Genomic DNA, 13,356 nt, shown 5'->3' with positions numbered 1-13,356 from the left:
GAGTGAGCTTGCTCGCGATGGCCTGAGTCCTGTTGCAACTGCAGGGGCTGTATGAAAGCTATCGCGGGCAAGCTCACTTCCACATGCGGACATCGCTTTGCGATGCCTGTCCGCCGTCTTTACCAATGTCGCCCCAGTGCAACCACAGGTCGCGCTGGTGCGCTTCGTGCAAGGGGCTGCTGCGTAATTTGCACCAACGCGGCAGCATTCGGATTGCCGTGGGTCTTCAAGCCTTGAAAAACTGCCGAAAAGAGCTGAATAAAATAACGAGCCGACCCGAGGAGCACGCATGAAGAGATTTATCCGTCAGATCAGTTGCGGTGTGTTGCTGCTGAGCAGCACCGCGTTGATGGCAGCCGAACCTGCCAAGTGTCAGAGCGTGCGGATGGGCGTGGTCAACTGGACTGACGTGGTCGCCACCAGTGCGGTTGCTGAAGTGTTGCTGCAAAATATGGGTTATGACGTCAAGCAGACCAGCGCCGCTCAGCAAATCGTATTCGGCGGCTTGCGTGATGATCGTCTGGATGTGTTTCTGGGCTACTGGAAACCGGCGATGGACAAGAACATCGCACCATTCGTGGCCGCCAATCAGGTCAAGGTCCTTGATGCGCCGAGCATGAGCGATGCCCAGGCGACCCTTGCGGTGCCCGATTACGTGGCTGCGGGCGGGCTTAAAACCTTCGGCGACATCGCCAGGTTCAAGGACAAGCTGGGCGGCAAGATCTACGGCATCGAGCCCGGTACCGGCGCCAATGCCAATATCAAGGGCATGATCGACAAGAACCAGTTCGGTCTTGGCGGCTTCCAGTTGGTGGAGTCGGGCGAGGCGGGCATGCTCGCGGCGGTACAGCGGGCCATCAAGCGTAACGAGTGGGTGGTGTTCGTGGGCTGGGCTCCGCACCCGATGAACATCAACATGAAAATCGCCTACCTGACCGGCAGTGAAGACGTGTTCGGTCCTGGCGAAGGGGCTGCGACCGTGTCGGTAGTCACCGCACCCGATTACGCCAGCCGTTGCCCGAATGTCAGCAAGCTGATGAGCAACCTGAAATTCACCGCGGCACAGGAAAGCCAGATGATGGTGCCGATCATGGACCGCAAGGCGCCGAACGTTGTCGCCAAACAGTGGCTCAAGGATCACCCTGAAGACACCCGCCGCTGGCTCGAAGGCGTGACCACCTTCGACGGCAAGGACGCGGCTGCGGCGGTGCAGCTAGCGGTGAACAAATAACCGCTCGCACGCTGATGCCTGTAGCGGTCCGGCTTGCCGGCAGTAGCGCTGTTGAAGTCGCTACCGCCGGCAAGCCGGGCTGCTGCAGGCGTTTATCGTCGACCTCTGATGCGCAAGGCGACGCGTGTTGATCGGAGCATGTGCATGACCTACCCCCTGTCGCCAGAGATGGCCGGCTTCATCGAAAAGACCTTGAGCTTCAGCGTGCCGTCGCTGGAGATAGGTGACCAACGCCGTTCCTATTCGCGCATGTGCGAAGCTTTCACCCCCATCCGCTCCCCGGACCTGGAGGTCAAGGACTTCCTGCTGTCCGGGGTTCGCGTGCGCAGTTACCGGCCGCATCGTCTGTCCCTCGAATATCCTGCCCCGTGCGTGGTGTATCTGCACGGCGGTGGCTGGGTCGTGGGGGATCTGGACTCCCACGACTTTCTCACCGCGGCCCTGGCGGTGGATCTCAACGCCGTGGTCATTGCGGTCGACTATCGGCTGGCGCCTGAACATCCGTTTCCGGCCGGCTTTGGCGACTGCCTGGCGGTCTGGCATGGCTTGCAGATTCAGGCGCCGCGACTGGACATCGACCCACACCGGATAGCGATTGCCGGCGACAGTGCCGGTGGCAATCTGGCCGCGGCAGTGTGTCTGGCCTTGCGCGAAGCCGGCGAGCGGCAGCCGGTGGGGCAGGCGCTGGTGTATCCGGGGCTGGGCGGCGCCGACGACCTGCCGTCACGCAGCGAATGTTTCGATGCGCCGTTGCTCAGCACCGCCGACCTTGGTTTCTATGAGCAGTTGTATGTGCAGCAGGGCGAGCAGTCGCCTTATGCCATGCCCCTCAACGCCACGGATTTTCGACGGTTGGCACCGGCGTTCATCGCCGTGGCCCAGTTCGATCCGCTGCGCGACGACGGGGTCAGTTACGAACGGGCCCTGCGCGAGGCAGGTGTTGCCACCGAGTTCGAGCCAGGGTTGGGCCTGGTCCATGGCGGCCTGCGCGGCAAGGGGCTGGTGCCGGAGGTGGATGCGGTTTACCGGCGACTGGTTGCCGCCCTGCTGGGGTTTTTGCGCGGCCCTTTGTAGCCGTGAGCTTGCTTGCCATTGTTGATTCCGACGCCACCGGGGTGCCTGACACACAGAATCGCGAGCAAGCTCACTCCTACACGTGTTGATGTAACGCATGCATCAACGGGTGAGACAACTCGTCACGCGACAAAAGACCACGCGGTTCATGTGCCGAAATGGGACTACTCTTTTAGCGTCGGTTGACCTGAATCAAATCTCAGAGCGCTTTTGATTGATCGGGCGACTTGACACCACTCCCGCGTCCCGACGCCGAGCGCGAAACTAAAAAGAACAAACGCAAACCGTCGCACTCAATACACCGTGGGGGCAGTAGCTGCAGGCCCCGGGGCCTGAAGCCAGTACCACCTGATAGAGGAAGACCTATGTTCGGTTTAGAGGCACTCGATCTCGCCCGAATTCAGTTTGCGTTCACTGTTTCATTCCACATCCTGTTTCCTGCCATCACCATCGGTCTGGCGAGCTTTCTCGCGGTGCTCGAAGGCTTGTGGCTCAAGACCCATGACAACACCTACCGTGACCTCTACCACTTCTGGTCGAAGATCTTCGCCGTGAACTTCGGCATGGGTGTGGTTTCCGGACTGGTCATGGCCTATGAGTTCGGCACCAACTGGAGTCGCTTCTCCGACTTCGCCGGAGCCATTACCGGGCCTCTGCTGACGTACGAGGTACTCACGGCGTTCTTCCTCGAAGCAGGTTTCCTTGGGGTCATGCTCTTCGGCTGGAACCGCGTAGGCCGTGGCCTGCACTTCTTCGCCACGGTCATGGTGGCCGTCGGTACGCTGATCTCGACGTTCTGGATCCTGGCCTCCAACAGCTGGATGCAGACGCCCCAGGGTTACGAGATCGTCGATGGTCGGGTGATCCCGGTGGACTGGCTGGCGGTCATCTTCAACCCCTCGTTTCCTTACCGTCTGACGCACATGGCAATCGCCGCGTTCGTCGCCACGGCGTTCTTCGTTGGCGCTTCCGCCGCCTGGCACCTGTTGCGCGGCCGCGATAACCCGGCCATTCGCAGGATGCTGTCGATGGCCATGTGGATGGCGCTGATCGTCGCGCCGATCCAGGCGGTGGTCGGTGATGCCCACGGCTTGAACACCCTGGAGCATCAACCGGCAAAAATCGCCGCGATCGAGGGCCACTGGGAAAACGTCGGTGACGAGCCGACGCCGCTGATCCTGTTCGGCATTCCCGACATGAAAGAAGAACGCACCAAGTACGCGGTTGAAATCCCCTACCTGGGCAGCCTGATCCTGACCCACAGCCTGGACAGACAGATCCCGGCGCTTAAATCCTTCCCGCCTGAAGATCGCCCCAATTCGACCATTATCTTCTGGTCGTTCCGGGTCATGGTGGCGTTGGGCATGCTGATGATCGCCGTCGGGCTGTGGAGTGCCTGGCTGCGCTGGCGCGGCGGGCTGTACAGCAATCGGCTGTTCTTGCGCCTGGTCATGTGCATGGGACCGGCGGGTCTGATCGCCATGCTGGCCGGCTGGTTCACCACTGAAATCGGCCGTCAGCCGTGGGTGGTGTACGGGCTGATGCGCACCGCCAATGCGTCTTCCAATCACAGTGCAGGGCAGGTCGGGCTCACCCTGGTGTTGTTCGTGGTGGTCTACTTCATGCTGTTCGGCACCGGCTTCGGCTACATGATGCGCCTGGTGCGCAAGGGGCCGAAAACCCACGAAGGCGACGACACGCCGCACGGTGGCCCGGGGCAGAAACGCACACCGGCACGTCCGCTCTCTGCCGCACACGAAGGCAGCGAAGATGGCCAGCACGACCGCCTGACAGAGGGGAACTGAGTCATGGGTATTGATCTTCCACTGATCTGGGCCGTGATCATCATCTTCGGCATCATGATGTACGTCATCATGGACGGCTTCGACCTCGGGATCGGCATTCTCTTCCCGTTCATGAAAGACAAGACCGACCGCGACGTGATGATGAACACCGTCGCGCCCGTCTGGGACGGCAACGAAACCTGGCTGGTACTGGGCGGCGCCGGTCTTTTCGGAGCATTCCCTCTGGCCTACTCGGTGGTGCTCGAAGCGCTGTACCTGCCGCTGATCTTCATGCTCATCGGCCTGATCTTTCGAGGGGTGGCGTTCGAGTTCCGCTTCAAGGCCAGCGACGAGAAGCGTCATCTGTGGGACAAGGCGTTCATCGGCGGCTCGCTGGTGGCGACGTTCTTCCAGGGCGTGGCGCTGGGCGCGTACATCGATGGCATCCCGGTGGTCAACCGCGCTTATGCCGGCGGTGGGCTGGACTGGCTGACACCGTTCTCGCTGTTTTGCGGGCTGGCGCTGATCGTCGCGTATGCCCTGCTCGGGTGCACCTGGCTGATCATGAAGACCGAAGGCAGTCTGCAGAAGGCCATGCATGATCTGGCAAGGCCGTTGGCCATTGTCACGCTGGTGGTGATGGGGATCGTCAGTCTGTGGACGCCGCTGGCGCATCAAGACATCGCCGACCGCTGGTTCAGCGTGCCAAACCTGTTCTGGTTCATGCCCGTGCCGGCGCTGGTGCTGCTGACCATGTACGGGTTGTTCAAGGCCGTGGAGCGCAATGCGCACTACACGCCGTTCCTGTTGACGCTGGTGTTGATATTCCTCGGCTACAGCGGCCTGGGCATCAGCCTGTGGCCGAATATCATCCCGCCGGCGATCTCGATCTGGGATGCGGCCTCGCCGCCGCAGAGCCAGGGCTTCATTCTGGTGGGGACGCTGTTCATCATCCCGTTGATCCTGGGTTACACCTTCTGGAGCTATTACGTGTTCCGCGGCAAGGTGACTCACGAAGACGGTTACCACTAGTGAATGTCGGCCCCGCCAGGCTCGTTCGAGGGGCGGGGCCGGGTTTGACGCAAGAGGGTTCAGTGATGTCCGGTAAAGAATCGTTTCATGACGAAGATCCAGCGCAGAAAAAGCCCCTGTGGCAGCGGATCGGTTGGCTGGTGGTCATCTGGACGGGCAGCGTGGTTGCACTGTTCATCGTCGCCAGTCTGTTGCGCATGTTCATGACCGCGGCGGGGATGAAGTCACACTGAGTGTATTTACCCAATAAAAAACCCGCTTCGGCGGGTTTTTTTACGCGATGTCGTCGGCCCGCCAGGGCCCTTGTAGGCGTGAGCTTGCTCGCGATACGTACGCCCCGACACCGCTGAGGCGTCTGGCCCAAAGAATCGCGAGCAAGCTCACTCCTACAGGGGAGGTGGTGGTTATTTACGTGCCTTGAGGATCACGAACTTCGGTGTTGCACCTACCTGTTCTACGCCGCGAAACAGCCGGGCGAGCTTGCTGTGGTACCCCAGGTGGCGGTTGCCGACAATGTACAACGCGCCACCGGTGACCAGCGCCGAGCGCGCCTGCTGGAACATCCGCCAGGCCAGAAAATCGCCGACCACTTGTTGCTGATGAAACGGGGGATTGCACAGCACCACGTCCAGCGAGTCGGGTGCCTGGTCAGCGAGTCCGTCGCCTGGCTGAATGACCGCGTCGCGGCCGGGCAACGCCAACTGCCAGTTTTCCCGGGCTGATTGCACCGCCATGAATGACTCGTCCACCAGCGTGTAGTGCGCGTACGGGTTGGCCAGCGCACTGGCTATGGCCAGCACGCCATTGCCGCAACCCAGATCGGCGACCCGTGCCGACCCCAGGTTTTTCGGCAGGTGAGGCAGAAACGCACGGGTACCGATGTCCAGGCCGTCGCGACAGAACACGTTGGCATGGTTGATCAGCTCGATCTTCGGCTCATCCACGCTGTAGCGGGTCGGAAACGGCGAGGGCTGCGGCGCTTTGACCTCGGGGGTACAGAACAGCAGCCGGGCCTTCTTGACCGCCAGCGATGCTTGAACCGGGCCGATGTACTCTTCCATCAACTCGCCCGCCGAGCGAGGCAGGTGTTTGATCATGCCGGCAGCGACCACTCGGGCACCGGGCGCCAATTGACCTTGCAGGCGAATCAGTTGTTCTTCCAGCAGCGCCAGGGTCTTGGGCACGCGGATCAGCACCCAGTCGAAGGGCCCGGTCAGCGGCTCGCTGGCGGGGATCACCGGCACGGCGTCATACGCCTGGCCATTGCGCACCAGGTTCTTCTCCAGCCCCTGAACCGCCAGGAACGAATCGCTGCTGCTGAACACGCTGGCGTGCGCCGCAAGGCTGGCAGCCAGGGCGCCGAAACTGTCGTTGAGCACCAGCACGCGAGTCTGCAGGGTCAGCCCATGTTCGGCGACATGGTTGAGCAGGTACTCGTCGGCGGCGTCGAATGCCTGCAACGGTTCATCCGACTGCTCCGGCTGGCGAATCAGGTCGAGCTGGGCGAAAGGCGTGGTAAGCAGGGGCATGTGCAGGAAAACTTCCATTCGTTGGCAACGCGGTCAGGCGCTCGGCGGGTGTCACGTAAGCAGCTGATCCAGCAGGCTCACGACGTCCGCGATTTTACGTGTTTTTCCACCTTTGGCCCTGAGGTTTTTCGCGGCGGGCGTCTGCTGCACTGTCGATCCGCTAGAACAGGCCCTGCAACGCGGCCTGCACCACGGCCGAGGTCTTGTTGTTGACGCCGATCTTGCGGATGGCACTGCCAATGTGGAAATTCACCGTGCGCGATTTCAGATCGAGGATCATCGCAACTTCAGCGGCTGTCTTGCCCTCGGCTGACCATTTCAACACCTCGACTTCCCGTGACGTCAGGCCCTTGTAAGACAAGTTCTCGGCATTGAGCTCCAGATCCAGATGTTCCATTACGAGCCTCCATGGCTGTCCATAACTGACGGGCGTTTTGTTTGAAGTCTAGAAAAAGACGCCACAGCCGGATGAACAGTTCAGGTGGCACTGATGGGCGGGAATGTGGGCACATGGCCAGATGATTTGATATTTGCCAGTGTTATCAATCAGTTGAAAACGTCAGGGGGAGGGGTTAGAGGCCGTCGCAATAACCGCTATTGCGAAACGCTCTAAAACTTCATCAGTCCTGGTCTCTTGGCCTCGTCGATGCCACTACAAACCGGCGGTGTTTATCCGGGTCGGTTTGCGGGACACTGGGCACCTTGATTCGAGCAAATGGAGCCCGGTCCGCCCATGACTGCCAGTGCAGAAAAATTCACCCGGCAAACGCTGTTGCAGGTCACCCCGCTGACCCCCAGTCTGTTTACCTTTCGCACTACCCGCGATCCGGGGTTCCGCTTCACGGCAGGACAATTCGCACGCCTGGGTGTGACCAAGGCTGACGGAAGCACGGTCTGGCGGGCGTATTCGGTGGTGTCCTCGCCCTTTGATGAATTCCTCGAGTTTTTTTCCATCGTCGTGCCGGGCGGGGAGTTCACCAGCGAACTGAGCCGATTGCGCGAAGGCGATACGCTGATGGTGGAGAAACAGGCGGTCGGTTACCTGACGCTGGACCGGTTCAACGATGGCCGCGATCTGTGGATGCTCTCCACAGGCACGGGCGTTGCGCCATTCCTGTCGATCCTTCAGGACTTCGAGGTGTGGGAGAAATTCGAGCGCGTCATTCTGGTGTACAGCGTGCGCGAATCCAGCGAGCTTGCCTATCAGACCCTGATCGACGAACTCATGCGCCGCGACTACCTGGCCGAATACGCTCACAAGTTCCGCTTCATTGCCACGGTGACCCGCGAGCAACATCCCGGCGCGCTGCATGGGCGCATTACCACGTTGATCGACAACGGCGAGCTGGAAGCAGCCGCCGGGGTGGCGCTTGAGCCGGAGCACTCACGGGTGATGATCTGCGGGAACCCGCAAATGATCGACGACACCCGAGCCATCCTCAAGACCCGCGACATGCGCCTGGCCTTGACCCGCAAGCCGGGGCAGGTAGCGGTGGAGAATTATTGGTAGGGGCGGGTTTGGCTTTGATTCTGTACGCAGGGCGGGGGAGCTGAACCCGCGCTGACGTTCTGTAGCAGCACGGCTTGTCGGGGGTGGCGTCGGCAAGATCGCTACCACCGGCAAGCCGTGCTGCTACAGGGCCGCGTTCCCGGCCCTGGCGAAGGGTCAAACCAACCGATCAGGACTCACAGCCAGTGGCGCAGCCGGTTTGCTGTTTTGCTCCTTGAGCAGGTCACGGATCTCGGTCAGCAGGGTTTCCTGCGGGGTTGGAACGGGCGGCACGGTGGGCGCCTTGGCTTCTTCGCGTTTGAGGCGGTTGATGGCCTTGACGCCCATGAAGATGGCAAACGCCACGATGATGAAGTCGATAACGGTCTGGATGAATTTGCCATAGGCCAGCACCACTGCCGGTGCGGTGCCCTCTGCGCCTCTCAGGGTGACCGCCAGATCACTGAAGTCCACGCCGCCAATCAGCAGCCCCAGGGGCGGCATGATTACATCGCCGACGAACGACGAAACGATCTTGCCGAATGCTGCGCCAATGATGATACCGACGGCCATGTCGACCACGTTTCCTTTGACGGCAAAGGCTTTGAACTCGCTTAGTACGCTCATGGTGTATTCCTTTGTTACAGATGAGGTGGTGGATGCAGTGTATGTCAGGCACATGCATCACGCGTAATCCCTGCAATCGACCGGCTTTGGGCGGTTTAGTTTTATTAAATCGTCCAAAAAGGTGTCCGCAGCCCTGCGCGCACGCCTGTCTTTGAACCATGGGTTATGATTGCCCCTTTTTTTACGGCGGGGGTTTCATGGCCAAGGCCAAACGCATGTATGGCTGCACCGAGTGCGGCGCGACCTTTCCCAAATGGGCCGGGCAATGCGGCGAATGCGGCGCGTGGAACACCCTGGTCGAGACGGTCATTGAAAGCGGTGGCGCAGCCGCCCCCAGTGGGCGTGCAGGCTGGACCGGCCAGCAGGCACAGATCAAGACCCTGGCCGAAGTCAGCGTCGAAGAGATTCCGCGTTTCTCAACCAACTCCGCCGAGCTGGACCGTGTGCTCGGTGGCGGATTGGTGGACGGCTCGGTGGTGCTGATCGGCGGTGACCCGGGCATCGGCAAGTCAACCATCCTTTTGCAGACCTTGTGTGCCATCGCCGAGCGCATGCCCGCGTTGTACGTCACTGGCGAAGAGTCGCAGCAGCAGGTCGCCATGCGCGCCAGACGCCTGGGCCTGCCGCAGGACAAACTGCGGGTGATGACCGAAACCTGTATCGAAACCATCATCGCCACCGCCCGTATCGAGCAGCCCAAGGTGATGGTGATCGACTCGATCCAGACCATCTTCACCGAGCAGCTGCAGTCGGCCCCGGGCGGCGTTTCGCAGGTCCGCGAGAGCGCCGCGTTGCTGGTGCGTTATGCCAAACAGAGCGGTACGGCGATCTTTCTGGTCGGCCACGTGACCAAGGAGGGCTCACTGGCTGGCCCACGGGTGCTGGAGCACATGGTCGATACCGTGTTGTATTTCGAAGGTGAGTCCGACGGGCGGCTACGTTTACTGCGCGCGGTGAAAAACCGTTTTGGCGCAGTCAATGAACTGGGCGTGTTCGGCATGACCGACAAGGGGCTTAAAGAGGTCTCCAATCCGTCGGCGATTTTTCTCACCCGCGCGCAGGAAGCGGTAGCCGGCAGCGTGGTCATGGCCACCTGGGAAGGCACCCGGCCGATGCTGGTCGAGGTTCAGGCGCTGGTCGATGACAGCCACTTGTCCAACCCGCGGCGGGTCACGCTGGGGCTGGATCAGAATCGTCTGGCGATGCTGCTGGCGGTCCTGCACCGGCATGGCGGGATCCCCACACACGACCAGGACGTGTTTCTCAACGTGGTCGGCGGGGTCAAGGTGCTGGAAACCGCTTCCGACCTGGCGCTGATGGCCGCGGTCATGTCCAGCCTGCGGAACCGCCCGCTGCCAGCCGACCTGCTGGTGTTCGGCGAGGTCGGCCTGTCCGGCGAAGTACGTCCGGTGCCCAGCGGCCAGGAGCGCTTGAAAGAAGCCGCCAAACATGGCTTCAAGCGCGCCATCGTGCCCAAGGGCAACGCGCCCAAGGAGTCTCCGCCAGGGCTGACGGTAGTTGCCGTGACCCGGCTCGATCAGGCACTGGATGCGTTGTTCGAGGAATAGTGCGTAGCGGCGTACCAGGATGTGACTGTGCGCCACATCCCGGTACGCCGCGTGACCTGTAGGAGACGTCGGAGGTTACGGCGGCAGCGAACGCGCTGTGTCAGCTATGAAGATGCTGACTGACAACCCGCATTCGCCAGCAAGCCGGCTCCTACAGTTGAGAATGCGTAGGCCATGCATTCTGTGCTCGGCGCCGTCAAACCTGAATCAACGCCGCCAGTTCGCGCTCTAGCTCGTCGTGATCGGCCAGATTGAGTTCGATCAGGCGCCGCAGGTGGGTTACCGACTCCAGGCCAATGTGCTCGCAAACGAAGCCCAGATGGCCATGATCGTCATGGGTCAGCCGCACTTCCATACGCACCTCGGTGTCGACATTCAGATGGATGTGGGCAGTGAAGGGCTCGCCCGGATCACCCAGCCAGGGGTCAGGCCGCTCCACCAGCAGCCCCTTGAGCGAAAGGTCGATCAGGTGCACTGCCCAGCTTTTGGAGCCTTGGCTCAGCTCGGTCCTGGCATCGAAGGCAATACGTTTGAAGCGACGGCGGTCTTGGTTGGAATCTGTCATAAGGCGACTGCTCCTTGGGTCATCTGACTATAGGCCAAATCCCGCGCTAGACCATTGTGGGGGTGGCCTTTCGCTCCAGCGGCGCTAAACTCTGCTGGCTGCTCCAAACACGTCCACTCTGCTGGAAACAAAAAAATGAAAAATAATAATAGTCTGCTGCGCCACGTGCCCTGGCTGATTGTTGCGATTCTCGGGGCATGGGCCCTGGGAGTGGTTGCATTGCGTCGGGGAGAGGCAATCAACGCACTCTGGATCGTGGTCGCCGCGGTCGCCATCTATCTGGTCGCTTATCGCTACTACAGCTTGTTCATCGCCACCCGCGTCATGCAACTGGACCCGAATCGGGCAACCCCAGCGGTGCTGAACAATGACGGTCTGGATTACGTTCCGACCAACAAACACATTCTTTTCGGTCACCACTTCGCCGCCATCGCCGGGGCAGGGCCGCTGGTCGGCCCGGTGCTGGCCGCGCAAATGGGCTACCTGCCCGGCACTCTCTGGCTGATCGCCGGTGTGGTACTGGCAGGCGCCGTACAGGATTTCATGATCCTGTTCCTGTCCACCCGCCGTAACGGTCGCTCACTGGGTGACATGGTCCGTGAGGAAATGGGCCGGGTGCCTGGCACCATCGCCCTGTTCGGCTGTTTCTTGATCATGATCATCATCCTCGCGGTGCTGGCGTTGATCGTGGTCAAGGCCCTGGCCGAGAGCCCATGGGGGATGTTCACGGTCATGGCGACCATCCCGATCGCGATGTTCATGGGCATCTACATGCGCTTCATTCGCCCGGGCCGAATCGGCGAGATCTCGGTGGTGGGCGTGGTCCTGTTGCTGCTGTCGATCTGGGTCGGTGGCCAGGTGGCAGCCAGTCCTGAGTGGGCGCCGCTGTTCACCTTTACCGGCGTGCAGATCACCTGGATGCTGGTCGGCTACGGCTTCGTGGCCGCCATGCTGCCGGTGTGGCTGGTGCTCGCGCCGCGCGACTACCTGTCGACTTTCCTGAAAATCGGCACCATCATCGCCTTGGCGATCGGCATTCTGATTCTGGCGCCTGAGCTGAAAATGCCCGCCCTGACCCAGTTCACCGACGGCACCGGCCCGGTCTGGAAGGGCACGTTGTTCCCCTTCCTGTTCATCACCATTGCCTGCGGCGCGGTCTCCGGTTTTCACGCGCTGATCTCCTCGGGCACCACGCCCAAGCTGCTGGATAACGAGGTCAACGCGCGTTATATCGGCTACGGCGGCATGCTGATGGAATCCTTCGTGGCGATCATGGCCATGGTCGCCGCTTCGGTGATCGAGCCAGGCGTGTACTTCGCCATGAACAGCCCGGCGGCGATCGTCGGCTCTGACGTTGCCTCTGTCGCGCAGATGGTCAGCAGCTGGGGCTTCGTGATTACCCCGGATCAACTGGTGGCGGTGGCCAAGGACATCGGTGAGAACACCGTCCTGGCACGTGCCGGTGGTGCGCCGACGCTGGCGGTGGGTATCGCGCAGATTCTGCATCAGGCGTTCCCCGGCCAGAACACCATGGCATTCTGGTACCACTTCGCGATCCTGTTCGAGGCGCTGTTCATCCTGACCGCGGTAGACGCCGGCACCCGTGCCGGTCGCTTCATGCTTCAGGACCTGCTCGGCAGCTTCGTACCGTCGCTCAAACGCACCGAATCCTGGACTGCCAACGCCATTGGCACCGGCGGCTGCGTCGCGCTGTGGGGATACCTGCTGTATCAGGGCGTAATCGATCCACTGGGCGGCATCAACACCTTGTGGCCGCTGTTCGGTATCTCCAACCAGATGCTGGCGGGTATCGCACTGATGCTGGCCACCGTCGTGCTGATCAAAATGAAGCGTCAGCAGTACGTGTGGGTGACCATCGTGCCTGCTTCGTGGCTGTTGATCTGCACTGTGACGGCTGGCTTCATCAAGCTGTTCGACCCAAGCCCGGCCGTTGGCTTCCTGGCGCTGGCAAAAAAATACAGCGCCGCCGCTGATGCCGGTCAGATCCTCGCTCCGGCCAAGACCGTCGATCAGATGCAGCACGTGATCTTCAACGCGTACACCAACGCGGTATTGACTGCGCTGTTCCTGTTCGTGGTCTTGAGCATTCTGTTCTACGCGATCAAAGTAGGGCGGGCGGCATGGACCAAAAAAGAACGTACCGACAAGGAAGCGCCATTCCAGGCCTTCCCGAAAGCCAATTGATTGCGCCGTGAGGCGAGGAGCTGTGTATGTTCAATGACCTGAGTCGTCTGGGTAAATATCTGGGCCAGGCAGCACGCCTGATGGTGGGCATGCCGGACTATGACAACTACGTTGAACATATGCACAACACCCACCCGGACAAACCGGTGATGTCGTACGAGGCGTTCTTTCGCGAACGCCAGGATGCGCGTTATGGCGGCAAGGGTGGGCCCAAGTGCTGTTGATTCGCTAGGCCTCTTGTAGGAGTGAGCT

Annotated in this window: 13 protein-coding genes; 9 read left to right on the top strand and 4 right to left on the bottom strand. The window is 61.0% G+C overall.

The features are described from left to right. Positions 1-289: 289 nt before the first annotated feature. The 5 genes from choX (at position 290) to ACI2KS_RS27475 (ending at position 5,354) form a co-directional block, all read left to right on the top strand. The gene (choX, locus tag ACI2KS_RS27495) at positions 290-1,231 is read left to right on the top strand and encodes a choline ABC transporter substrate-binding protein (protein WP_404624183.1); all 942 of its coding nucleotides are present in this window, start codon (positions 290-292) and stop codon (positions 1,229-1,231) included. 138 nt (positions 1,232-1,369) lie between these two features. Next, positions 1,370-2,305: an alpha/beta hydrolase gene (locus ACI2KS_RS27490; RefSeq protein WP_404624182.1), complete on the top strand. Its 936-nt coding sequence runs from the start codon at positions 1,370-1,372 to the stop codon at positions 2,303-2,305. A gap of 365 nt (positions 2,306-2,670) precedes the next feature. After that, positions 2,671-4,110, top strand: a complete 1,440-nt coding sequence (locus ACI2KS_RS27485) for a cytochrome ubiquinol oxidase subunit I (RefSeq protein ID WP_404624181.1) — start codon at positions 2,671-2,673, stop codon at positions 4,108-4,110. A gap of 3 nt (positions 4,111-4,113) precedes the next feature. After that, a complete protein-coding gene (gene cydB / locus ACI2KS_RS27480; RefSeq protein ID WP_404624180.1) occupies positions 4,114-5,121 on the top strand; it encodes a cytochrome d ubiquinol oxidase subunit II in 1,008 nt (335 codons plus the stop codon). A 65-nt stretch (positions 5,122-5,186) separates the two neighbouring features. Continuing rightward, positions 5,187-5,354, top strand: coding sequence for a DUF2474 domain-containing protein (locus ACI2KS_RS27475; protein WP_404624179.1), 168 nt, complete (start codon positions 5,187-5,189; stop codon positions 5,352-5,354). Between the two features lie 171 nt (positions 5,355-5,525). Here ACI2KS_RS27475 and ACI2KS_RS27470 read toward each other — a convergent pair whose 3' ends face one another. Both ACI2KS_RS27470 and ACI2KS_RS27465 read right to left on the bottom strand, forming a co-directional pair. Then, complete coding sequence (locus tag ACI2KS_RS27470) at positions 5,526-6,650, bottom strand: methyltransferase (RefSeq protein ID WP_404624178.1); 1,125 nt, start codon at positions 6,648-6,650, stop codon at positions 5,526-5,528. Between the two features lie 160 nt (positions 6,651-6,810). Continuing rightward, positions 6,811-7,047, bottom strand: coding sequence for a helix-turn-helix transcriptional regulator (locus tag ACI2KS_RS27465; protein WP_404624177.1), 237 nt, complete (start codon positions 7,045-7,047; stop codon positions 6,811-6,813). Positions 7,048-7,383: 336 nt separating this feature from the next. On the opposite strand from ACI2KS_RS27465, the gene ACI2KS_RS27460 reads away from it, so the two are divergent. Beyond that, entirely contained in the window at positions 7,384-8,160 is a 777-nt protein-coding gene (locus ACI2KS_RS27460) for a ferredoxin--NADP reductase (RefSeq protein WP_404624176.1), read from the top strand. 156 nt (positions 8,161-8,316) lie between these two features. Here ACI2KS_RS27460 and mscL read toward each other — a convergent pair whose 3' ends face one another. Beyond that, positions 8,317-8,766, bottom strand: a complete 450-nt coding sequence (gene mscL, locus ACI2KS_RS27455) for a large-conductance mechanosensitive channel protein MscL (RefSeq protein WP_404624175.1) — start codon at positions 8,764-8,766, stop codon at positions 8,317-8,319. 197 nt (positions 8,767-8,963) lie between these two features. Between mscL and radA the strand changes: the two genes are divergently transcribed. Then, positions 8,964-10,334 carry a DNA repair protein RadA gene (radA, locus tag ACI2KS_RS27450; RefSeq protein ID WP_404624174.1) on the top strand — a complete coding sequence of 457 codons (1,371 nt, stop codon included), beginning with the start codon at positions 8,964-8,966 and terminating at the stop codon, positions 10,332-10,334. Between the two features lie 196 nt (positions 10,335-10,530). Here radA and ACI2KS_RS27445 read toward each other — a convergent pair whose 3' ends face one another. Continuing rightward, on the bottom strand, positions 10,531-10,899 hold the full coding sequence (locus ACI2KS_RS27445) for a PilZ domain-containing protein (protein ID WP_404624173.1): 369 nt from the start codon (positions 10,897-10,899) through the stop codon (positions 10,531-10,533). A 135-nt stretch (positions 10,900-11,034) separates the two neighbouring features. On the opposite strand from ACI2KS_RS27445, the gene ACI2KS_RS27440 reads away from it, so the two are divergent. After that, positions 11,035-13,104 (top strand): carbon starvation CstA family protein, encoded by a 2,070-nt coding sequence (locus ACI2KS_RS27440; RefSeq protein ID WP_404624172.1) that lies wholly within the window; start codon positions 11,035-11,037, stop codon positions 13,102-13,104. A gap of 26 nt (positions 13,105-13,130) precedes the next feature. After that, positions 13,131-13,328, top strand: a complete 198-nt coding sequence (locus ACI2KS_RS27435) for a YbdD/YjiX family protein (protein WP_404624171.1) — start codon at positions 13,131-13,133, stop codon at positions 13,326-13,328. Positions 13,329-13,356 lie beyond the last annotated feature (28 nt).

The organism is Pseudomonas sp. NPDC087358 (genome assembly GCF_044900785.1).
GTDB lineage: Bacteria > Pseudomonadota > Gammaproteobacteria > Pseudomonadales > Pseudomonadaceae > Aquipseudomonas.
Note: the sequence above shows the minus strand (reverse complement) of the source record. Positions and strands in the feature narration are given on the sequence as shown.